General features: G+C 61.1%; 15 protein-coding genes. 9 read left to right on the forward strand and 6 right to left on the reverse strand.

The window, feature by feature from the left end:
- The first annotated feature begins 3 nt into the window (after positions 1-3).
- Entirely contained in the window at positions 4-1227 is a 1224-nt protein-coding gene (locus NQ519_RS13955; RefSeq protein ID WP_026076474.1) for a DUF2264 domain-containing protein, read from the forward strand.
- A 92-nt stretch (positions 1228-1319) separates the two neighbouring features.
- On the opposite strand, the gene NQ519_RS13960 is transcribed toward NQ519_RS13955, so the two are convergent.
- Both NQ519_RS13960 and NQ519_RS13965 read right to left on the reverse strand, forming a co-directional pair.
- Entirely contained in the window at positions 1320-3689 is a 2370-nt protein-coding gene (locus NQ519_RS13960) for a DUF748 domain-containing protein (RefSeq protein WP_019150547.1), read from the reverse strand.
- The gene (locus NQ519_RS13965; protein WP_019150546.1) at positions 3673-4314 is read right to left on the reverse strand and encodes an HAD family hydrolase; all 642 of its coding nucleotides are present in this window, start codon (positions 4312-4314) and stop codon (positions 3673-3675) included. Before NQ519_RS13965 ends, NQ519_RS13960 begins: the two co-directional genes overlap by 17 nt.
- Before the next feature lie 340 nt (positions 4315-4654).
- Here NQ519_RS13965 and NQ519_RS13970 point away from each other — a divergent pair, with 340 nt between their 5' ends.
- From NQ519_RS13970 to NQ519_RS14005, 8 genes are all read left to right on the forward strand, one after another.
- Positions 4655-5158: a sigma-70 family RNA polymerase sigma factor gene (locus NQ519_RS13970; RefSeq protein WP_019150545.1), complete on the forward strand. Its 504-nt coding sequence runs from the start codon at positions 4655-4657 to the stop codon at positions 5156-5158.
- Between the two features lie 94 nt (positions 5159-5252).
- Positions 5253-6428: a FecR family protein gene (locus NQ519_RS13975; protein ID WP_019150544.1), complete on the forward strand. Its 1176-nt coding sequence runs from the start codon at positions 5253-5255 to the stop codon at positions 6426-6428.
- Between the two features lie 69 nt (positions 6429-6497).
- Positions 6498-9920, forward strand: a complete 3423-nt coding sequence (locus tag NQ519_RS13980) for a SusC/RagA family TonB-linked outer membrane protein (protein ID WP_227901089.1) — start codon at positions 6498-6500, stop codon at positions 9918-9920.
- Between the two features lie 12 nt (positions 9921-9932).
- Positions 9933-11435 (forward strand): RagB/SusD family nutrient uptake outer membrane protein, encoded by a 1503-nt coding sequence (locus tag NQ519_RS13985; RefSeq protein ID WP_019150541.1) that lies wholly within the window; start codon positions 9933-9935, stop codon positions 11433-11435.
- A gap of 8 nt (positions 11436-11443) precedes the next feature.
- Positions 11444-12142, forward strand: coding sequence for a DUF4843 domain-containing protein (locus tag NQ519_RS13990; protein ID WP_019150540.1), 699 nt, complete (start codon positions 11444-11446; stop codon positions 12140-12142).
- 12 nt (positions 12143-12154) lie between these two features.
- Positions 12155-13822 (forward strand): PKD-like family lipoprotein, encoded by a 1668-nt coding sequence (locus NQ519_RS13995; RefSeq protein WP_019150539.1) that lies wholly within the window; start codon positions 12155-12157, stop codon positions 13820-13822.
- A gap of 18 nt (positions 13823-13840) precedes the next feature.
- The gene (locus NQ519_RS14000; protein WP_044118619.1) at positions 13841-16492 is read left to right on the forward strand and encodes a zinc-dependent metalloprotease; all 2652 of its coding nucleotides are present in this window, start codon (positions 13841-13843) and stop codon (positions 16490-16492) included.
- An 11-nt stretch (positions 16493-16503) separates the two neighbouring features.
- Positions 16504-19119, forward strand: coding sequence for a zinc-dependent metalloprotease (locus NQ519_RS14005; protein ID WP_227901088.1), 2616 nt, complete (start codon positions 16504-16506; stop codon positions 19117-19119).
- A gap of 61 nt (positions 19120-19180) precedes the next feature.
- On the opposite strand, the gene NQ519_RS14010 is transcribed toward NQ519_RS14005, so the two are convergent.
- The 4 genes from NQ519_RS14010 to NQ519_RS14025 all read right to left on the reverse strand — a co-directional run bounded on the left by NQ519_RS14010 (position 19181) and on the right by NQ519_RS14025 (position 23602).
- Positions 19181-19993: an SDR family NAD(P)-dependent oxidoreductase gene (locus NQ519_RS14010; protein WP_019150536.1), complete on the reverse strand. Its 813-nt coding sequence runs from the start codon at positions 19991-19993 to the stop codon at positions 19181-19183.
- The gene (locus tag NQ519_RS14015) at positions 19993-21207 is read right to left on the reverse strand and encodes an NADH:flavin oxidoreductase (protein ID WP_019150535.1); all 1215 of its coding nucleotides are present in this window, start codon (positions 21205-21207) and stop codon (positions 19993-19995) included. The genes NQ519_RS14010 and NQ519_RS14015 overlap by 1 nt, the downstream gene beginning before the upstream one ends.
- 44 nt (positions 21208-21251) lie before the next feature.
- Positions 21252-22013 (reverse strand): DUF1295 domain-containing protein, encoded by a 762-nt coding sequence (locus NQ519_RS14020; RefSeq protein ID WP_019150534.1) that lies wholly within the window; start codon positions 22011-22013, stop codon positions 21252-21254.
- A 173-nt stretch (positions 22014-22186) separates the two neighbouring features.
- Positions 22187-23602 carry a glutamate decarboxylase gene (locus NQ519_RS14025; RefSeq protein WP_019150533.1) on the reverse strand — a complete coding sequence of 472 codons (1416 nt, stop codon included), beginning with the start codon at positions 23600-23602 and terminating at the stop codon, positions 22187-22189.
- Positions 23603-23667: the final 65 nt, after the last annotated feature.

Genomic DNA, 23667 nt, shown 5'->3' on the forward strand with positions numbered 1-23667 from the left:
TCCATGAAACGATTTCGATTTCTGATGCTGATCTGCATCCTCTTCGCGGCCGGATGTTCATCCTCCCGGGAAACCTCCGGAGCCGCCGACCGGGCCTCGTGGCTCTCTTCGATGATCCGTATCGCCGATCCCGTCCTGCGCCATGCGGCGGCGGGGACCTTGAAGGAGGCGATGCCCTACGAGTCGCCGGATTCGCTCGGAAAACGCCGGGATTTCGCCTGTCTGGAGGCGCTCGGGCGCACGCTTTGCGGCATCGCACCGTGGCTCGAACTGGACGGGGAGTCCGATCCCCGGCAGGCGGAATACCGTCTTTTGGCCCGTCGTGCGCTCTCCCGGGCCGTCGATCCTTCGGATGCCGGTTACCTGACTTTCGACCGCGGGCGCCAGCCTTTGGTCGATGCGGCCTACCTGGCCGAGGGCGTGCTCCGTGCGAAGAGGCAGTTGTGGACCGAACTCGATGCCGCGGCGCGGGCGAATCTGACCGACGCCCTGAAGCGGACGCGCACGATCCGTCCCGGAGAGACCAACTGGCTGCTCTTCGCGTCGATGGTCGAAGCTGCGCTTCTCGAACTCACCGGGTCGTGCGACACGGCGCGCATGCGCTACGGTACGGACCGTTTTCTGAACGACTTTTACAAGGGGGACGGGATGTACGGCGACGGAAAGTTCTTCCACATGGACTATTACAACAGCTACGTCATCCATCCGATGCTGTTGGACGTGCTGACGGTCATGGAGCGGCACGGGCTGGCCGACTGCTGTACGCTGGCGACCGAACGCCGCCGCCATACCCGTTATGCGGCCATTCTGGAACGCATGGTGGCTCCCGACGGGAGTTATCCGGTGCTGGGACGTTCGATCACGGCCTGCCGTTTCGGCGTGTTCCATGCGCTCGGGCAGTCGGCCCTGTTGCACTCGCTTCCGGACGAGGTTTCTCCTCCCCAGGTGCGGTGCGCCATGACAGCCGTTCTGCGGCGGCAGCTCGAATGTCCGGACAATTTCGACAGCGAGGGATGGCTGCGCGTGGGCTTCGTCGGCGGACGGCAGGGCGGTATGGCCGAACGTTACGTCAATACGGGGAGCCTGTACCATTGCCTGACGTTTTTCCTGCCGCTGGGACTTCCGGCTTCCGATCCGTTTTGGAGCGGGGCTCCCGTTCCGTGGACCAACCTCAAGGCGTGGAGCGGCGAGCCTTTGCCGGGCGACCATGCCTTGAAGGATGCGTGATGCGGCGGACCGCCGCTTATGAAACGTTCGCCGCCTGCATTTGCAGACGGCGAACGTTCGTTTTGGATTCGGAATAGTCACGCGATCTTCGTTCAACGGACTTCGGCGGATTCCTGCCGTTCGGGTTCCGGGACCGCCGTGCTGTCGGCCGCAGTCGCCGCCGGGGTTTCCGTCCCGGCCGGCTCGTCTGCATCCGCCGGGGTATCCCCGTCCGCCGTATCGCCGCCGATTTCGACGGTCTCGCCGTCGAGCCCCAGCGCAAGGGTGTAGCGGTCGCGGCCCGCATAGGCCGTCAGGGCTGTCGAATCCATCGGCTGGAGCCGGAATGCCGGGGCCTGCACGCCGTGCGTGGAGAGCATGTACTCTCCGAGGGCCTTGTCGCGCATCGCCATCATCCGCCGCAGCAGGCCGAGGGCGTCTTCGCGGTAGAGGGCGAGGGCCTTGGCGTTGGGCGACATGCCCTGCGGGGAGATGCCGCGCAGGGCGAGCAGCGAATCGGCGAACGCCCCGACGGCCGGGGTGCGGATGTCGATCTGCTGGAGTTTTTCGTATTCGAGCATCGAGAGCCGGGGGCGCCGTCCGGTCGAGTCGGCCGCCGCGAGGCTGTTATGATAGGCCAGGCGCAGGAGGTTGACGCTCTGCGCCGGCAGGGCGCGGTCGAGGTTGATGCGCTGGGTCAGCGCGATCTGCATTTCGGGTTTCTCCTTGAGCATCTGCGCGATCTGGTCGAACGACGCATACTGTTCCGACGTGAAGGCGTACTGCGCCGGATCGAGGGCGATGTATTCGAGGTCCTTGCCGCCGCCCGAGAGGAACGAGAACGGCGCCGTCACCACTTTGAGCAGTACGTTGCCGATGGCTTTCAGCACGATCTTGCGGTAGGAGAACTCCGGCGAATCGAGGTTGCCGCCCACCGGAAGGTCCATCTTCACGTGCCCCTTCTTGTCCCGCAGCACGTAGAGCCCCAGTTTGAGCGGGATATTCATTTCGGGTTTCAGCTCCTTGCGCTTCTTGTCCACCTTGGGTTCGAACGCATCGAGGTGGTTCGTGCCGTCGAGATAGCGGTTGCGGATGACGTTCTGGCTGCGGAACGTGAGGTTGCCGTCCGTGACGGGGTAGGCCGTGAAGTGCTCGCAGTAGGGCGAGAAGTCCCGCAGATTGAGGTTCGAAAGCCAGAGCGTGATGCTTTGGTTGTTCAGGTCGTCGAGCGTTCCCTCCCAGCGGAGTTTCGCCGATCCGGTGCGCTGCATCCGCGCATCGACTTGCAGGCTGTTGCGCTTCGAGGGGTCGAAATCGCGGCTGCGCATCCGAATATCGCTCACGACGTATTCGAAGGGTTTTTCCATCGTCAGGTCGCGGAACGAGATCCGGCCCCCGGCGATTTCCAGATCGGCGATCTGCAACACCGGAGCCGTTCCCGAAGTGGCTTCCGCAGCCGTTTCGGCGGGTTGTTCCGGGGTTTCGGGCGCCGGCTTCATCAGCGCCGAGATGTTGTCGCCCTCGGGCGTCAGCTCGGCGTTCAGGGAGAATCCTCCGGCGTAGAACCGTTCGAACCGGAACCGCATCCGCCCCAGGTCGCCTTCGGCGAGTTTCACACCCAGCGTGTCGAGCCCGGCCACGGGCTGCCGCTGCGGGTCCGTCAGGACGAAATCCGCCAGCGAGGCCGTGCCTTCGGTGCGCAGGGCCAGCAGGTGTTCGGTGTTGCCCCGCAGCCGGATGTCGGCCCAGAGGCGCCCTCCGACATCCCCGATGTCGAGCCATTGGCGGAAGTAGGGGAGCATGCTCCCGAGCGTCAGGGCGTCGAGTTTCAGCCCGATGTCGAACTCCGAGGTGTCGATGTCGTAGGCGACGCTCGTGGCCAGCGAACCGCCTTCGGCGAAGTTCAGCACGGCGCCCACGTCGGTCTTTTCGCCTCCGAAATAGACGCCCGGGATTTGCAGGTTGATGTCGTTGAGCCCCCACACGGCGTCGAGTTCCAGATCCTTGTAGAAGAGATGCCCGTTGCGGACGGCGATGTTGTAGATGCCTATCTCCCACGGTTCGGAGGGTTCCGCCGGTTCGGCTGCGGCCGTGGAGTCCGGTGCGAAGTGCTCGAGGATGTCGTCGAAACTGAACGCGCTGCCCCGCTGGTAGACTTTCACGTCGAGGCCCGCGAAGGTGATGTGCTTCACCGTGACGCGGTTCGACAGCAGCGGCAGGATGCGCATGCGCATGTCGAAACTGTCGAGCGCGAAGAAGGTCGTCGAGTCGCCGCTTCCGCCGATTTTCAGTCCCTCGACGCGCAGGCGTCCCGTGAAGATGTTCATGCGCAGGCGTTCCATGCGTATCGAGCGGCCCAGCAGTTCGCGGTCGTGCTTTTCGATGTAGTTTTTCGCTACGGGCGACGCGGCGATGGCGATGCCCAGCACCAGGACGATCAGGACGGCGAGGATGATCAGGAGTGTCTTATAGATCTTCTTCATGGCAGTTCAGGTTTTCGAGAATGTGGCCGAAATCCTCGCCGTGGGCAGGCATGTAGACCGAGAATCCCAGTTCGCGGGCCGCATCGACGTTCTTCTGTCCGTCGTCGATGAAGAGCGTCTCTTCGGGACGCATGCCGCTCGCGGCGATCATCTTGCGGAAGATCGCCTCCGAGGGTTTTAGTTCGCGGAGTTCGCAGGAGAGGTACACGGCGTCGAAATAGGCGTCCATGCTCTTGCCGTCGGCCGTGAACATCCGCCGGATGTACTCCATCGACGCCGGGTTGTTGTTCGAGAGCACGTAGGTCCGGAATCCCCGTCGGCGCAGACGGTCGATCTGGCGGAGCTTCTCCACGGGAATCTCCGTGAGGAAGGCGCCGTAGGCCCGTGCTATCTCGTCATCGGTGACTTTCGGAGTGCCCGAGAGGCGGCGCATTTCGTCGCAGGCTTCGTGGAACGTGATGTCGCCGTGTTCGAGGCGTCCGATCATCTCGGCGGGGTAGCAGGGGTTGATGAGCTCCGCCACGGCGTCCATGCCGAGGCTGCGGAACGCCGCCGTGCAGCGGTCGAAATCCAGCCCCACGAGCACACCCCCGAGATCGAAAACGACATTCTTGATCTTTTCCATAATTACGTAATTTTCGGGGGCAAAAGTACCTCTAATTTGAGATAAAAACAAGGACTGACGGCCGGCGTATCCGGAGCGTTCGGGTTGCGAATCGTAGTCCGGGAGTCCGCTCCGCTTGTTTTCGCGCGCCGGAGCGGGCCGTATTTCGGCAGAAAGGCGGATTCGGCTTACAGTTTATAATAAAAAAAATGCGCGGAGGGTAGTCGCGTAAATCGTTGACGGATATTGTTTTGTGCGGACGTCCGGCCGGTCCTTGCGCCTCGGCGGCTTGAAAAAATGCCTTTTTGGGATACATTTTTTTACATTTATTCATATATTTGTCCCCAAGCGTTACTGCCGTATGATCTCCCATTCCTTAGAAAAACTCTTCAATGCGCATTTCCGGAGCGCCGCGTATGTGGCGGAGGAGATCGTGCATTCGAAATCCGTGGCGGAAGATATCGTGCAGGAGGTCTTCGTGCGGCTGGCGCGGGTGGATTTTTCGAAGATCGACTCCCCTGTGAAATACCTCTACCGCTGCGTGCGGAATGCGGCGCTGGACTATGCCGGCACGCATACGCTGCGCCGCTGGGAGGAGCTGAACGGCAGCGAACTCATCGCCGACGAGGTCAATTTCGACCTCAGCCGCGACGATGTCGAACGGGCCAACCGGCTGCACCGTCTCTATCAGGCGATCGAGCGCCTGCCGGAACAGTCCCGCCGGGTGGTCAAGCTGATATGCCTGAATAACTATTCCTATGCGGACGCCGCTTCCGAACTGGGTGTTTCGCTCGCTACCATCAAGACGCACATGTATCGTTCCATCAAGTCGTTGCGTAAGATGATGGCCCTCTTTTTCTTTTGAATCCCTGTTTTTTCGGGCTGTTTTTTCATTTTTTTGCGAAAAACTGTAAGGAGTTTTTCCGGTGCTCCCGTCTTTATTATAAAGGCCGGGCTTTATGGACAACGATCAGATCGACAAATTGCTGCATTCCTATATTTCGGGAACGATCACGCCGCAGGAATCGAGGCAGCTCGAAGCCTGGGGCGACGAGTCCGAGGAGAACCGTCAGATTCTCGACCTGATCGAGGGCCATTCGGACCTCGGCGGCGAATTGTCGCGGATGTACCGTTACGACAAGGAAAAGGTGTGGCGCAGGGTCTGCGAGGAGGACCGACGTTATATGCGGCGCAGCCGGCTGTTGCGTTCGCTGCGGATCGGTGCTGCGGCCGCCGTGCTGGCCAGCATGCTGGTCAGCGGCGCCCTGCTTTATCAGGCCGGGGAGCGTCTGGACCCTAATCGCAACCGGCTGCTAACGACCGTCGAACCGGGGGTGCGCCGCGCCGTGCTCGAACTCTCGTCGGGGGAGCAGGTTCTTCTGGCCGATTCGGTCCGCACGGAACTCAGCGAACGGAACGTCCGGATCGAGATCAACGGCGACGAGATCGCCTACACCGCATCCGAAAAATCCGGAAAACAGGCCGAGGAGGCTTACAATACGATCCGCGTGCCGCTGGGCGGCGAATACTCGCTGACGCTCGGCGACGGTACGCGCGCCTGGCTCAACGCCGGGTCGAGCATCACCTATCCCCTGCATTTCGGCTCCCGGCGCTGCGTCGCGGTCACCGGCGAGGTCTTTTTCGAAGTGGCTCCCGACAGCCGGCATCCCTTCGTCGTGTCGGTCTCGGGAGTCGAATTGACCGTTTTGGGAACTTCGTTCAATGTCATGGCCTACGACGATGAACCCTCTGTCGAGACGACGCTGGTCACGGGATCGCTGCGGGTGGCTGCCGAGGGGGAGGAGACCCTGCTGTCGCCGGGGCTTCAGGCCGGGTTCGACAAGTCCGGCGGCGGGCTGACCGTCCGGAAAGCCGATGTCGAAGCCTGTACGATGTGGCGGCGGGGATTGCTGGTCTTTTACGATGAGCCGCTGCGGTCGATCTGCCGGAAGTTGGAGCGATGGTACGGGGTGGAGATCGACACCTCTTCGCCGACGTTGGACGACGTGCTCTATACGGGTATGATCAAACGCCATGCGACGCTCAATACGATTGCCGACCTGATGAATCTGACCAACGACGTGGTTTTCACGGAGGACGGCGGCGTGATCCGGGTGGTGCGGAAATCGGAATGACGCTGTGATGCGTCGGGGACTGTCCCCGTGAAGCAGGAAACCCTTTGTTTCAGTTAAAATAATTTGCGTATGAAGAAACTTGACTTATTTGCGCCTCTTCTCCGAGGGGGCCGGAGTGCCGTCGTACTGCTTTTGCTGGCGGTCGCGGTCTTTGCGGTCCAGTCCGTGAGGGCGGACGGGCCGGCTCAGCCGAAGAAACGGATGTCGATCGCTCTGACCGGAGCGACGCTCGACGATGTGCTTCGACACATCAAACGGGAAACGGGTTATCTGCTGCTCTACAATAGCAATTCGATCAAATCCGTCAAGGGGATTACGCTGCACCGGCAGAACGCTCCCGTCGAGGAGATCCTGCGCGAGGCGCTCCACGGCACCGGGCTGGATTTCTCCATCAGCGAGGATACGATCATCATCCGCGTCCGCGAAGCGGACAAGGCGTCGAAGTCCGACGCGCAGGGAACGGCCGCTCCGGCCCCCCCCCAGCGGGTTACGCTGACCGGGCGGGTGACGAACCGCGCCACGAAGGCCCCGATTCCCGGGGCGATGGTCCATATCAAGGGTACGACCGTCGGCACGACGACCGATCCCGACGGCTATTATTCGCTTCGCTTCCCGAACCGTCCCGGGACGGTCGTGACGGTGAGTTTCCTCGGCATGGAGAGCCGCGAGATAGCCTACAACAACCAGACGGAACTGGACGTGCAGCTGCTCGACAAGGTGGAGAGCATCGACGACGTGGTCGTTACGGGTTATGCGCAGGTCCGCAAGGAGAGCTTCACGGGCAACACCACGCGGATCACCCAGAAGGAGATCGTCGAGGTTTCGCCCAAGCGGATGATCGACGCCATCCAGGTGTTCGACCCCTCGTTCCGGCTGGCCGAGAACATCTCGATGGGTTCGAACCCCAACGCGCTGCCTGAGTTCTACATCCGCGGTCAGAACAGCATCACCACCGAGCTGAACACCTCGGCCGACATTTCGCGTCAGAACCTCACGAACAACTCCAACCTGCCGATCTTCATCCTCGACGGCTTCGAGGTGGACGTGGAGAAGATCTACGACATGGACCCCATGCGCGTACACTCGATCACGCTGCTGAAAGACGCCGCCGCGACGGTGCTTTACGGATCGCGCGCCGCCAACGGCGTGGTGGTCATCGAGTCGCGCGCCCCGGAGGCCGGCAAACTGCGCGTCTCCTACAACCTGACCGGAAGCGTCGAGATGCCCGACCTCTCGGCCTACAACCTGATGAACGCCCGCGAGAAATTGCAGGCCGAACTCGATGCGGGGCTCTATTCTTTCGACGCCACCGATTTCAACGAGAACACCTACAATAAGAACGAGACCTATTACAAGAAACTCAACGAGGTGAACCGCGGCGTGGACACCTACTGGCTTTCGAAGAACCTCCGGACCGCGGTGAACCACCAGCACAGCATCTATATCGACGGCGGTGAGAACGACGTTCGCTGGGGGATCGAGCTGAAATACGCCGGCAACAAGGGCGTCATGCGCGATTCGAAGCGCGACACCTACGGCGCGGGGCTTTTCCTCGACTACCGCATCGGCAAATTCCAGCTGATGAACCGCGCCTCCTACGACGCCAACCGTTCGACCGACTCGCCCTATTCCTTCTCGCAGTTCTCCCACATGCTACCCTACAACGTGCCGATCGACGAGACCACGGGCAACTACCTCCAGAACCTGCGTTTCGGCTATTCGGCGCTCAACCCGCTCTACGAGCGTGAATACCTGAACAATTTCAGCCGCAGCAACTACCGGACGTTGCAGGACAACTTCGCAATCAACTTCTACGCCACGCCGCACTTCACCGCCAAGGCTTGGATCACCCTGAGCCAGCGCTCCTACGAGTCGCGGGTCTTCGTCGATCCGCTGTCGGCCTCGAACAGCGCCTTCGCAACGCCTCAGGAGCTGGGTTCGCTGACCGTGAACGGTTCGGACACGTTCTCCTACGACGCCAACCTGCTCTTCATGTACAACCGGAATTTCAACAAGCATTTCCTGAACTTCTCGCTGGGCGGAAACGCCGTCGAGACCAGCTATACGGTCGATAACATCAAGTATATCGGTTTCTCGACCGGGGCGCTCAACTCGCCGAACGACGCCGCGCAGGTCGAGGGCAAACCCACCGAATCGAAGAACAAGACCCGTCTGGTCGGCATGTTCCTCTCGGGCAACTACACCTACGACGACATCTACCTGCTGGACCTCTCGGTGCGTCTGGACGGCTCCTCGGAGTTCGGTTCCGACAACCGCGTGGCTCCTTTCTGGGCCGTGGGCGCCGGTATCAACTTCCACAACTACAAGTTCCTGAAGGGCAACAAGACCCTCAGCCGCCTGAAACTCCGCGGAACGATCGGTACGGTCGGCAAGGTGGGGTACGCCGCCTATTCGGCCCGTTCGACCTATACGACCTCCTCGACATCGGACTGGTATTCGACGGGCGCCGGACACGTCCTCTATTATATGGGCAACCCCGATCTGGGCTGGGAGAAAACCCGCGTGGCGGATGTCGGCATCGAACTCGGCTTCTTCAAGGACCGCCTGACCTTCAAGGCCAGCTACTACGACAAAAAGACCATCGACCAGATCACCGACGTGACGATTCCCTCGTCGTCGGGATTCACCAGCTATAAGGACAATCTGGGCGAGGTGAGCAACCGGGGCTTCGAACTGGACCTGCGTTACAATTTCTACCGTTCGAAGAATCTGGAACTGACCGCCTTCGGGAAGATGGCGCACAACAAGAACAAGATCGTCAAGATCAACGATGCGCTGAAAGCCTACAACGAGCTGGTACAGAAGCAGTACGACGACTACGACGACAACTCCTCGCAGACCAAGTACGCCCAGACCTACACGCAGTACGTCGAGGGTGGTTCGATCTACGCCATTTACGGCATGAAGTCGCTCGGCATCAACCCGGCCAACGGCCGCGAGGTCTACCAGCGTCCCGACGGTACGATCACCTACGACTGGAATGCCGCCGACCAGGTCGAGATCGGCAACCGGGAGCCGTGGGCGCAGGGTTCCTTCGGTCTGAACGCCCGCTGGAAGAATATCTCGCTTTTCGCCTCGTTCCTTTACGAATTCGGCGGACAGCGCTACAACTCGACGCTGGTCAGCCAGGTCGAGAATGCGAACCTTGAACGCTACAACGTCGATAAGCGCGTGTCCACGGACCGCTGGAAGAAACCCGGCGATGTCGCTCCGCTGAAAGACATCAAGGACCGTTCGCTGGTCACCCGTCCCACGTCGCGCTTCATTCAGGACTACAACACGCTGCAATTCAATTCGCTCTCGATCAGCTACGATTTCCCCGCCAAACTCGTGAAGCGCTGGGGGCTCGGCATGCTGCGCCTGACGGCCAATATGGAGGACCTGGGTTATTTCAGCTCCGTGCTTCAGGAACGCGGTCTGGACTATCCCTACTCCCGCACGGTTAACTTTACGCTCAATCTCACTTTCTAAATTCGTCCCTGTATGAAAACATTCGCAAAAATATTCGTTTCGTGCACGCTCCTGCTTTCGTCCGCATCCTGCGGCGAGTGGCTCGACGTCATGCCCCAGGGAATGACCACCGAGGAGAACCTTTTCAGCGACTATTCGGGCTACCGTTCGGCCCTGAACGGCATCTATCAGCAGATGGCCTCCCCGTCGCTCTACGGACGCGAACTCTCCTGGGGATTCGTGAGCGCCCTTTCGCAGTATTACGATTTCGGTTCGATGGATGCTTCGCAGATCTACGCCTATACCGAGAAGATGGACTACGAGAACAAGGAGGTGCTCGACTTTCTGGAATCCATCTGGCAGACCGCCTATAATACGATCGCCAACTGCAACGCGCTGATCAGCCATGTCGAGAAGGCCGATCCGGACCTCTTCCCCTATGCTGAGAGCGGCGAGCGGGAGATGATCTACGGCGAAGCGCTGGCAGCCCGCGCCCTGCTGCACTTCGAGCTGCTGCGGCTCTTCGCTGCGGCCCCCGTCGTGGATCTCACGGCCAAGGCGATTCCCTATTCGACGACCTATCCCGACAAGGTTCCGTCGCGCTATACGACCGAGGAGGTGCTCGAAAAGATCATCGCCGATTTCGAGGCGGCGCTTCCGCTGCTGGCCGTCAACGACTTGAATCTGGATGCACTCAAGACGGCCTCCATGCGTTTCGTGTCGAACGATTCGCGCGGTCTGTTCTTCGGCTTCCGCGGCACGCGGCTCCACTACTGGGCCGTCAAGGCGTTGCTGGCCCGCGTCTACATGTACGCCTGCGATTACGAGAAGGCTTTGGCCGCGGCCACCGAGGTCTACGACGCTTGTTCATCGTGGTTCCCGCTGACCGATTATTCGACGGCCAGCAAGGTTCAGGGTGCCGTGAAACTGTACGACGACATCATCTTTGCCGCCTACGACCAGTACCTGACGAAGAATTACAACGATGTGATGCTCTCGAACCAGAACAATTTCATTCTGGCGCTGCGCAATCCCATGAAGCGCTTCACGGCCACCGAGCAGAAGTACGACGTGCGTTATAAATACTGCGTCAACCAGCCCGACGCCGAGGAGCAGGAGGATGTCTACACGTCGTGCAAGTACGTGAAATATACCGGTACCACCGGTTCCGACTACGATTCCGGCGATACGCAGGGGGCGCTCGTTCCGGTCATCCGCATGTCGGAGGTCATTCTGATCATGGCCGAATGCAAGGCCCGCGGAACAGCCGAGGGTACGGTCGCTGATGCGGTTTCCGACCTGAGCACGCTGGTTTACAAGAAACGGGTCCGTACGGGTTCGGTCTCGGCCTCCGATTTCGACACGTTCATGTCGAAACTCGAACTCGAAGTCTGGAAGGAGAACATCGGCGAAGGACAGTATTTCTTCTACCTGAAGCGGATCAACAGTCCCACGCTCGTCAGCACCACGCAGACGATCCAGATGGCGGACAAATACGTATTCCCCATTCCCGACAGTGAAACGACCTTAAAATAATTGCGATCATGAAAAAACTGATATATCTGCTTGCCGTCGCGGCCCTCGGCGCCGGGGCATGCTCCGAACAGGGGCTTCCGACTTATGGAGGCGACCGTTACGTCTATTTCGTCCAGAAGTCCGACGAGATCGTGCGCTTCTCGTTCAAGACGACGCCCGGGAAGGACGAGCGCACGATCCGCCTTGCGGTGGAGACCGTGAGCCGCACTCCCGACGAAACGCTCGGTTACAAATTGGAGATCGACCCGGAGAAAACCACCGCTCCGGCCGGGTCCTACGATCTCGATCCCAATCCGGTCATCCCGGCCGGATCGTTCTCCGGCGAAACCTACGTCCGGGTCCGCAAGACCGACATCATGGACGAGAAGGAGGTGGACATCGCCGTCCGCATCGTCGAGGGCGGCGCCTACCGGCCCGGCCCCACGTCCAACAGTCTGCGTATCATCCGCGTTTCGAACATCATCTCCCAGCCCGACTGGTGGAACGACGATTTCGCCGCCGCCTTCCTGGGCGATTATTCGGACGAGAAATACGAGGAGTTCATCAAGGCCACCGGCGTGAGCGATCTCTCCGACATGGACAACAGCGAGATTTCCGCCCTCTGCCGCCAGTTCGTCTACTACCTGCGCGAGCTGCGCGACAACGGCAACGAGGTGCTGGAAAAGGACGGCCGTCCGATGCTCGACGGAATCAATATCAACGCTTAATCCGATGCGAATATGAAGTCATTTGGCATATATCTCGCCGCACTGTTCGCAGGTGCGGCCCTGGCAACCGGTTGCTACGAGGACAAGGGAAATTACGATTACACCACGACCGGCGACGACATAGTCGTCTACCGTCTGGATACGATGAAGTCGGTCCGCCTGAGCTGGAGCTACGACGAGGAGATCGTCATCGAGCCCGGTTACAGGATCGTTCACGACCGGGTGTCGGAAGGCAGCCTGCGTTACGAATGGAACATCGACGGGGAGACGGTCTCCACGGATCGCATCCTGTCGATCGACCCGCTGTCGGTCGGACGGCATTCGGGCAGCTTTACGGTCCTCGATGCCGACCGTCAGATCCGTTACAGTACGATTTTCACCCTGACGGTCACCTCCTCGTTCGCCGAGGGGTGGTTCATTCTCTCCGACGACGGCGGCAAATCGCTGCTGAGCTACGTCAATCTCGTCGATGCCTCGACGCCGGGCGAACTGGTCCGCGACGTTTACGGCGAGGTGAACGAAGGGGAGCTCGGTTCGGACCCGCGGAAGGTCCGGCTGGTGGCTTACGACGGCCTGAACGTCGCCTATGAATGGGAGGTCCTGCAAGGCAGCGGAAGCGTCAGCCTCGATCAGGCCACGCTGACCAAGACGATCGACATCGACACCGAATTCGTCGGCGGACAGGCTCCCGAAGGCTTCGTTCCGGTCGATGGATTCCAGCGGGACGGAGGTTCGATCGTCCTGTCGGAGGACGGCAAGGTCTACCAGCGCGATTTCAGTTTCTACAACGATTATCCGGTCGCCCATTCGGGCAAATACGGCACGACGCCCGTCTATTTCGACGGCGGCATGGAGATCGCGTTGATGAACGGTTTCGACCACTTCACCAACAAGTCCTACGGCCATATTCCCTATGCGCTGCTCTACGACCGGCTGAACAACCGCCTGCTGAGCGTCTACGGTTTCAATGTCCGGGGAAACACCTCCAGCAAGTTCGGCGTGTTCCGCGCGTTGAAAGTGCCCGACGCAGCGTCCGTGAAGCCCGGGGATACCGATCCGGAGTCGGGACTCGTGTTCCCCGATGTCGCCGACCTGGGGGACTATACGGTTCAGGCCATGGGAGCCCGCGTCACCTATGCTACGGTCGGCGTTGCCACCACCTCGACCAATTACCTGCTGCTTCGTTCGAAAACGGACGGTAAATATTACCTGCTGTCGTTCGATTACAAGATGAACAGCGAATCGTCGGTTAGCTTTGTGCTGAATAGTTTCCGGGCTTTCCCCGAAACACAGGGCTTCGGACCCGAAAGTCTGTTCGAGGTATTGATCGGCGGCAGCGAGTACATCTTCTATACGGCAGGGTCGAACAATGAGACGCTTTACGCATACGATATTCTGAGCGGGGCCTCGGCTCCGGTCTATACGGCTTCGTCGCAGATCACGGCCCTGCGTCCGGGGGTGGTGTCGGTTCCGTCGTCGTTCGCGGCCTATGCCAAGACGAATTACTTGGACCGCATGCTTCTCGGCACGACATCGGGAACGCTGGCGCTGCTCGACATCTCGGAGGCGAAGATCGCGGAGGGCGCCGCTCCCGAACTCGCTTCGTTCTCCGGGCTGGGCAAAGTCGTGGATATGGATTTCTATGTGGCGAAAAATCCCTATTGCTACTTCGGGTTCTGATTTTTGAACTATTAATTTATGTTGAAGAAAACCGTTTTATCATTGTTTTGCTGCGGTCTGCTGGCCGGGACGCTCGGTGCGTTCCCGGCGGCGGCCGCTTCGAAGAAAAAGAAAAAGGCGAAATCCGAACAACCGGCTCCCGCGCCGAAAAAGACGAGCGAATACGAGAAGCTCTTCAAGGAGAAGCACGAGACGGCCGACGGCATGATCCGCCTGCACAAGGTCAAGGGTAAACTCTATTTCGAGTTCCCGGTGGCACTGCTCGGGCGCGACATGCTGCTCGGATCGACCGTCAGCGAGATTTCGGACAACGGCGACGCCGTCATCGGTTCCAAACCGACCGATCCGCTGTGGATACAGTTCACCCGCACGGGCGACAAGGTGCAGGTCCGCAAGCTGGTCCGCGACAACGTGACCGATGCGGCGAGCCCCAATATCGCCCGGTCGCTGGCGAACAACAACATCGGCGCGATCATCAAGTCGTACGACATTGCGGCGTGGAGTCCCGACAGTTGCGCGGTCGTTTTCAATGCGACGGACCTCTTCCTGAGCGACAACAAGGCTCTGACGCCGTTCGACCCCTACGGAGAGAACCTCTACTACGGGAGGGTGACCCGCTCGGCGAGCTACCAGTCCGACAAGTCGTTCCTCGGGGAGATCCGCGCCTTCGAGGACAACGTCGTGATCCGCAGCCACCTGAGCTACACCTACACGCTCAAAGCCGGAAGCAAGGAGATCGCCTCCGACGTGCCTTTCACGGCCGTCATGACGCGTTCGCTCGTGCTGCTGCCCGAAACGCCTTACGAGCCGCGCTTCGTCGATAGCCGCATGTCGGTTTTCCCCACCGGGAAGATTCTTTTCAGCGAGCGGGAGCAGCAGGCCAAGCTGCTCTGCTACGCCAACCGCTGGCGCGTCGAGCCGTCGGACGAGGCGGCCTACCGCCGCGGGGAGCTCGTCCGGCCCAAGAAACCGATCGTCTTCTACATCGACCCCGATTTCCCCGAGAGCTGGCGCAAGCCCATTTTCGAAGCCGTCGAGCAGTGGAACGAGCCGTTCGAACGCATCGGATTCAAACAGGCCGTCGAGGCCCGCGAGTTTCCGAAGGACGACCCGGAGTTCGACCCCGACAACATCAAATATTCGTGCATCCGCTATGCGCCCATCGGCATCTCCAACGCTATGGGGCCCTCGTGGGTCGATCCGCGCAGCGGCGAGATCGTCAACGCCTCGGTCTACGTGTTCCACGACATCGTCAAGCTGGTGAACAACTGGCGCTTCATCCAGACGGCCCAGGCCGACAAGTCGGTGCGCAGCGTGAAACTGCCCCGCGAGGTGATGGACGACGCCCTGCGCTACGTGGTGACCCACGAGGTCGGGCATTGCCTGGGATTCATGCACAACATGAGCGCTTCGGCCGTCATTCCGGTCGATTCGCTGCGCTCGCCGTCGTTTACGCAGAAATACGGTACGACCACCTCGATCATGGACTATGCGCGCTTCAACTACGTGGCCCAGCCGGGCGACATGGAGCGGGGCGTGCGGATGACGCCTCCCCGTTTCGGCGTCTACGACTACTACGCTGTCAAATGGCTCTATACGCCGGTCTTCGACGCCGCATCGCCCGAGGAGGTCTACAAGATCACGTCGCGGTGGATCACCGAGGCCGCCGCCGATCCCGTGCTCCGCTACGGCAAGCAGCAGGGCGCCGTGCTCGATCCCCGCTCGCAGACCGAGGACCTCGGCGACGACGCCGTGAAGGCGTCGGAGTACGGCATCCGTAACCTGCGCTACATCCTCGCCAATCTGAACGACTGGGTGAAGGACGAGGACCGCGACTACTCCTACCGGACCGACATTTACAAGGGCATCGTCAGCCAGTATATCCGTTACATCGGCCACGTGTTCGCCAACGTGGGCGGCATTTATCTCAACGAGAAGCACGTGGGCGATCCGGTCGATGCCTACAAGAGCGTTCCCAAGGAGCGCCAGCGCGCCGCCGTGCTGTTCCTGCTCGGCCAGCTGGCCGACCTGGACTGGATGGATGACGAGGGCCTGATGCGCAACATTCAGTTCATGGGTTCCCCCAAGGCTTACATGCAGATCGCCATCATCCGCGCCGTGGTCATGAGCGCCGTGAAGGTCGAGAACTCCGCGCAGCTCTCCGACGATCCCTACACCGTCGAGGCTTGCATGAAGGACATCTACGATTTCGTCTGGAAACCCACCGTGCAGGGCAAGAACCCCACCGAGGAGCAGATGATGATCCAGCGCGAATACCTGCTGACCATCTGCAAGGCCGCCGGGCTGAAATACGCCGGTACGGGCGCCGTGCCGAAAGCCTTCGCCGGCGGGCTGGACGAGGAGATCGGGTTCGATCCCTACGCCATCGCCGTTCCGGAGTGCCTGCGGGGGTATCAGTCCATGACCGACAACCTCTGCTATTGCGGTTCGGAGCACGTGCATTCGCACGCCGGGGCTGATCCGGGGCCGGTTTCGGGCTACAATCCGCCGCGCATCCTCTACGTCGTCAAGCAGTCGCTCGAAGCCGAGAACTACGCCAACCTGCTGCGCGTGCAACGGCTGCTCAAAAGCCGCGTGAACAGCGGTTCGCAGAAGACGCGGATGCACTATGCGCTGATGCTGCACAATATCGAGAAAACCCTGAAATAAGCGAGACGGCGATGAGAAGATTTTTACCGACAGTCCTGCTGACCCTTCTTTCCGTGCTGCTGGCCGGGGGCCTGACGCTGCTTCCCGGAACTGCTTCGGCGGCCCGCGGCAAAAAGAAGTCCGCGTCCGGGACGACGGAGGCGCCCAAACCGCTCTCCGCCTATGAAAAGCTCTTCAAGGACAAGCGTGTGACCACGGTCCGGGGTTTCATGACCCTCCACATGTTCGAGGGCAACAAACTCTACGTCGAACTGCCCGATTCGCTGCTGGGGCGCGAGATGCTGCTCGGCACGACCATCGAGGAGAGCTCCGACCCCGGCGAGGGCTTCGCCGGACAGCAGCCCCGCGATCCGCTCCACGTGGTCTTCACCCGCAGCGATTCGCTCATCTGCCTGCGGCGCGTGCATTCCGACGTGCTGGTCGAGGGCGACAGCCTGATGGCGCGGGCCGTGCGGCGCAGCAACATCGACCCGGTGATCGCCTCGTTCCCCGTGAAATGCAAGGCGCCCGACGGTTCGTCGGTTTTCGAGGCCACGTCGTTCTTCGTGAACGGCGCTCCGGCGATGCGGCCGCACGATCCCTACGGCATCAACAGTTTCGGCGGATTCCTCTCCACGACGGTCAACTACGTGGCGGGATGTTCGCTGCTGAGCGGCGTGGAGGCTTTCGCCGACAACGTGTCGGTGCTCAGCTCGCTTTCGTTCACGCTGACGACCCGTTTCGGCGGTTACCTCATCAACAAGGACACGCCTTACACGGCCCTTGCGCGCCGTTCGCTGATGTTGCTGCCGCGCGAAGTGATGATGCCGCGGCTGTGCGACTCCCGCATCGGCACGGTTCCCGTGGCCTTCGTGAAGTTCAGCGACCGGGAGCAGGAGGCCAAGGCGGTCTACTATGCCTGCCGCTGGAACCTCAAACCCTCCGATCCCGCGGCGTTCGCGGCCGGGAAGCTCACGACGCCCGAACGTCCGATCGTGTTCTACGTCGATGACACGTTCCCGGCAGGGTGGTATGATGCGATCCGGCGGGGCCTGCTCAGCTGGAACGCGGCTTTCGAGAAGATCGGCTACCGCGATGCGGTGCAGGTGCGGCCCTATCCGCGCGACGATGCGTCGTTCGATCCCAACGACATCAAGTTCTCGTGCGTCAAGTACGCCAACACGATGGGGGAGAGCCTTTCGAGTTCCGCGCGCATAGATCCCCGCAGCGGCGAGATTCTCAGCGCGACGATCTGCATCCCGCACAACGTGACCTCGCGGATACGCACCGACCTCTTCGTGCAGCTGGGCGCCGCCGATCCCGACGCGCGCCGGGTGAAGATGTCCCCGGAGCTGTTCGGAAAGGCGCTGGCGGCCGACGTGGCGCGCCATACCGGAGCCTGTCTGGGCCTTGCGGTCAACTATGCCGGTTCGTATTGCGTGCCGGTGGATTCGCTGCGTTCGCCCTCCTTCACGCAGCGCTACGGGATTTCGGCTTCGATCATGGACGAGCTGCCCTACAATCTGGTCGCACAGCCGGGCGACAAGGAGCGCGGCGTGGCCCTGATGCAGCAGGGGCCGGGCGTCTACGACGAGTATGTCGTCGATTGGCTCTACCGGCCCGTTCCGGGTGCCGCGACGCCCGAGGACGAGGTGGCGGAACTCGACCGCCGCATCGCCGCGCGCCGCAGCGATCCGATGTGCCTCTATACGCCTCCTCCCGTGGCCGTGGCGCTCGATCCCCGGTCGATGCCCTACAACCTGGGCGACGATCCGGTCCGGGCCGCAGCCTACGAGTTCGCCAATTACGCCTATGTGATGAAGCATGCCGACGAGTGGATCGGGGAGGAGGATGCCGACTATACGTTCCGGTCGCTCGTGCAGGCCAGCGTGATGAATCAGCTCTATTATGCGTTCGTCAGCGTTTCGGCCAACCTCGGGGGTGTCTATCTGAACGAAAAGTACGAGGGCGACGCGCTGCCGACCTATCTCTCCGTTCCCCGCGACCTGCAACGCCGGGCGCTGCGATTCATGCTCGAACGGCTCGAAGACATGTCGTGGCTCGACAACGAGCGGCTCAACAAGGATGTGGTCGAGGTGGTGTCGCTGGGCGAATATTGCCGCGACATGCTCAGCGACGTGATCTTCAAGAGCCTTTCGACGCTCGACCTGAGCGCCTCCAAATCGGACGACCCCTATACGCAGGACGATGCGATGGACGATCTCTACCGCTATATCCTGCGGGATGTCGCCGTGGGACGGGAGTCCACCGAGGCCAATATCGCCATGCAGCACCTGCTGCTGATCAACGTCATCCGCAATGCAGGCGTGGTGACGCAGACCCGCAGGTCCGCCGCATCGGCTTCCGCGTTCGCCGGAGAGACGCTGCCCGATGCCGCGGCGCTCTCCCGCCTGGCGAAGATGGCCCGGGTGTTTCCGGAGATGACTTCGGACCCGGTGTCGGGCGTGCTGCCGATGCGGAGCGTCGCTTTCCTGGTCCGTCCGGCGGTGGATTACAAGCGTTACGGGATGTTGCTCGACATGAAGAAGCTCTACCGGAACGCCCTCGGCACCTCTGCGTCGGAGCGCATGAAGAACCACTATCGCTACATGCTTCTGGCGATCGACCGGGCGCTCAAAGTGGACTGACGCACGGAGTAATCGTAAAAAACAATGCGGCTTTTCGGCCGCATTGTTTTTTTGCGTATGGCTACGCCTGGAATCTCATCGTAAACTTCCGGATCGGCCTCAGCACCCACATCGGCAGCGCTTTGCAGAGGGGAATCCATGCGCGGTTCCACCAGTCGGGAACGATGCACCGGCGGCCCCGCCACAAGGCCCGCAGTCCGCGCCGTGCGCACGAGTCGGCGGAGATGAGCACCCCGATGCGTCGGCCGATGCGCTGCCAGCGGGGCGTCAGCCCGTAGAGGTCCGTGGCGACGCCTGCCGGACATACCGCCGTGACGCGGATGCCGTGCTCCTGCACCTCTTTCGAGAACGCCACCGAGAACGACCGCAGATAGGCTTTCGACGCGCTGTACAGCGACAGCCCCGGGAAAGGCATCCACAGCGAGTAGGAGGACATGTTGAGGATATACCCCCGGCAGCCTCTGCGCACCATGTCGGCGGCCGCCAGACGGCACAGCTGGGTGTTCGTGAGGGCGTGCAGGAGGATGATCCGTTCGATGCGCTCGGGCGGCGTCTGCAAGATGTCGCGGAACGAGAAAATCCCCGCGTTGTTGATGAGTACGTCGATCTCGACCCCTTCGTGCCGCACGGCCTCCCAAAGCTCCTCGGCGGCCTCCGTGCGGGCCAGGTCGATCTCGACGATGCGCACGTCGCAGCGGTTCGCGGCGGCGCGTATCTCGGCGGCGGCGGCTTCCAGCGGTTCGCGGCGGTTGCCCGCCAGCACGAGGTCGTAGCCCAGCGCCGCCAGCCGCAGGGCATAGCAGCGGCCGATGCCCGACCCGGCGCCCGTGACCAGCGCCCGGGCGCTTCCCGGTGTGATTGCTCCGCGTTTCATCAGGGCAGCCGTTTCAGTTCTTCGACGATCTTCCGCGGCAGGTCGGGGCAATCCTTGCAGCACTTCATGTCCACGGAGTACATCCGCGCGATGCAGTAGTTGCGGTGGTCGCAGGCGCTGCGCGTCGCGGCGTCGCCCGCGCGGAGCTTGTCAACGAACGACGGGTCGTTCACCAGCGCCCGGGCCATCTGCACCAGCTCGAATCCGGCGTCCAGCGCCCGGTCGATGCCCTCGCGGCTGACGAGTCCCCCGACGTAGATCAGCGGACCTTTCAGCTCGGCCCGGAACTTCTTGGCGTCCTCCAGAAAGTAGCACTCCTCGAAGGGGAACTGCTTGATCATAAAGGGTCCGCACCAGCGGATGAAGTAGCGCAGCCACAGCGGCGAGTAGTAGCTCATGGTGTAGATCGGAATCAGCCCCCGCATGACGGCCATCGGGGCCTTCGACACGAACCCGCCCGAGAGGACGATGCCGTCCACGCCGAAGGATTCGATTGCCCGTGCGATCTCGATGCTTTCGGGGATTTCGATGCCCCCTTTGAATCCGTCGTACATGTTGTGTTTCACGGTGATGGCCATGCCGCATGCGCGGGCCGCCTCGACGGCCTCCCCGAGACACATCCGCATGAACCGCATGCGGTTCTCCAGCGATCCGCCGTACTCGTCGCGGCGGTGGTTGGTGTAGGGCGAGAGGAACTGCGAGATGAGGTATCCGTGCCCGGCGTGCACCTCCACGGAGTCGAATCCCGCGTCGTGCGCCGTGCGCACCGCCGTGCCGAAATCCCGTGCGACCTGTTCGATCTCGCGTTTTTTCATGCCCCGCACGGGCGTATAGGCATAGAGGTTGAATCCCGACGAGGCACCGATGGGCATCTGTCCGGCGGTCGTCCAGTGGGTCATGTTGCCGCAGTGGCCGATCTGGATGGCGGCGGCAGCCCCTTCGCGGTGAACGGCGTCGGTGATGTCGCGCAGCCCCGGGACGATCTCGGGGCGCAGCCACAGCTGCTTATTGAACGACAGTCCGCTGCGGCACACCGCGGCATAGGCCAGCGTGGTCATGCCGATGCCGCCGCGGGCCACGGAGACGTGATAATCTTTGAGTTGCTGCGTGGGACCGAAGTCCTTGCCCATCGACTCGAAAGCCGCCGAACGGATCGTGCGGTTGCGCAGCGTGACGGGGCCTAATTTGTAAGGGGTGAAGAGAGAGGAATTCATAATTCACAATTCATAATTCGTAATTGGCGGGCGGGGCCTTCTATCTAATAGATGAAAGGGATGATGCGTTTTCGGCGGAGTTTCGTGAACTCCTCGCCGAACTCCTGCTCGTAGCGGCGGCGGAGCGACGCTGCGCGGGGTGCGAGGTTGGCGAAGGTCCACCATGCGAACACCGCACCCGCCCACGACCACGAGGCGATGGCAAAGCCCGTCCATTCCATCAGTTCGCCGAAATAGTTGGCCGATGAAACGTAGCGGAACATTCCGCCGCGGGGGATGTAGTGGCGCGTGTCGCCGGGCTTCCGCAGGTTGCGGATGATGTGGTCCGAGTGGAGGTTGACGGCCATGCCGGCCAGGAACAGCGCCCCGCCGACGTAGATGTAGGGCTGTGAGAACCAGTCGGCGTAATAGTCCGCAGGCGAGACGTAGAAGATCCATCCGCCCTGCATCAGGGCGTTGAGCGTGTTGAAGACCATGCCCATCAGCACGATTCCGAGGGGCATTTTCCCCTTTCCGCGGATCAGCAGCGGGAAGATGAAGACCCGCTGGAGGTAGTGCGCCTGGAAGAGACAGAACAGCGCCAGCGGTCCGGCCTGCCACATCCGTTCGGACGAGGCCCACAGCACGCACATCAGGATGAAGACCGGGGATTCCATCACCACCCAGCCGATTTTGTTCGGCACGGGAGGTCCGTATCGGCGGTCGAAGAGGTAGCCGTAGCCGGCTTCGAAGAAGTGGAGTGCGGCGAAGACCACGCCGGCCAGCAGGGCCATGACGGTCAGGAAGATCGAAAAGGTTTCTGTCATAATCGCATGCGTCGGGTAAAAACGCGTTAAAGATACGGATTTTTTTGCTTCCGGCAAGTTTTCGGATGCGCGGATATTGTCCAGTTTGGCATCGGGATATGGCAGGGCGCAAGAAAACGGCCCCGCTTCATTTTCCAAAGCGGGGCCGTTTGCCGGAGATTTCCGGCATTCGATTAATGCGTGTAGACCTTGCCTTTCTGATGCTCCTTGTTCTCGTACTTGATGCGCGAGGGGGTGGGGTACTGGAGTTTCTCGAACTCGGCGACGGCGTTGCGGATGTCGCCCAGCAGCATGTCGGCCATGTCGCGCGACATGCCCTGGCGCACGACGATGCGCATGACGATCAGGTTGTCGATGTTCTTGGGCATGGTGTAGGCCGGAACCATCCAGCCGCTCTGCTGCAACGATGCCTGGAGGTCGAAGAGCGTCCATTTGGCCTTCTTGTCGTACTCGGGGTCCATCATCCAGATGAACAGCGGGTTGACGACCTCCTTGGCGTAGTTCCTGAAGCACGGCATCTTGCCGATCTGCGTGTGGCAGTACCGGGCGATGTCCATCGAGTTCTGCTGAACCTCCTTGTAGCCCTCGAATCCCAGACGGATGAAGTTGTAGTACTGGCCGAGAATCTGCGCCGCCGGGCGCGAGAAGTTCAGACCTACCTGCGTGATGTTGGCGCCGAGGTAGTTGACCGAGAACGACATCTCGTCGGGCAGGTATTTCTTGTCCTTCCATACGACCCATCCCAGGCCCGGGTATACCAGTCCGTATTTGTGGCCCGACGTGGAGATCGACAGCACCCATTTGAGGCGGAAGTCCCACTTCTTTTCGGGACGGAGGAACGGCAGGATGAAACCTCCCGACGCCGCGTCCACGTGGATCGGAATTTCATAGCCGGTCTTCCGGTTGTAGGCGTCGAGGGCCTTGTCCAGCCCTTCGATGTCGTCGTCCAGACCCGTCCACGTCACGCCGGCGATGGGCACGATGCAGATGGTGTTCTCGTCGCAGACCTTCAGGGCCTCTTCGATGTCGAGCGTGGGCTTGTCGAGGGTCAGGGGCACGGTGCGCATCTCGATCTGCCACAGCTGGCAGAACTTCTCCCATACGACCTGGAATCCGGTGCTCATCACGAGGTTCGGTTTGTCGAAGGGTTTGCCGGCGGCCTTGCGGCGGTTGCGCCAGCGGAGCCATGCGGCCACGCCGCCCAGCATGCAGGCTTCCGACGAGCCGATGCCCAGCGCTCCGGTCTTCCACTCGGCCTTTTCGGGCGTGTTCCACAGGTTTGCGACGATGTTCAGGCAGCGTCCGCACATCACCGCTACGCGGGGATACTCCGTTTCGTCGATGTAGTTGATGTTGATGGCCTCGTTCATCAGACGGGTGGCGTAGTCGTCCATGTAGGTCGTCACGAAGGTTGCCAGGTTCAGCCGCGGCTGGGTCTGGGGATAGGTCTCGTCCTTGACCAGCTGATAGGCTATTTCGGGTGCGGTCTTCTCCTTGGGGATGAATTCCGTCGGGGCCGGCGAACGCATCTCTTTCGATCCGAAAATGTCTGTCAGGGTGTCCTCGGGTGTGTGTTTTTGCTGATTCATAATGCGAAAATTTTGTTTTTGGTATACATCGTCCGAATCTTGCATGAACTATGCCATAAATTTCG

The sequence above is a fragment of the Alistipes senegalensis JC50 genome (genome assembly GCF_025145645.1).
In the GTDB taxonomy this organism is placed as follows: domain Bacteria; phylum Bacteroidota; class Bacteroidia; order Bacteroidales; family Rikenellaceae; genus Alistipes; species Alistipes senegalensis.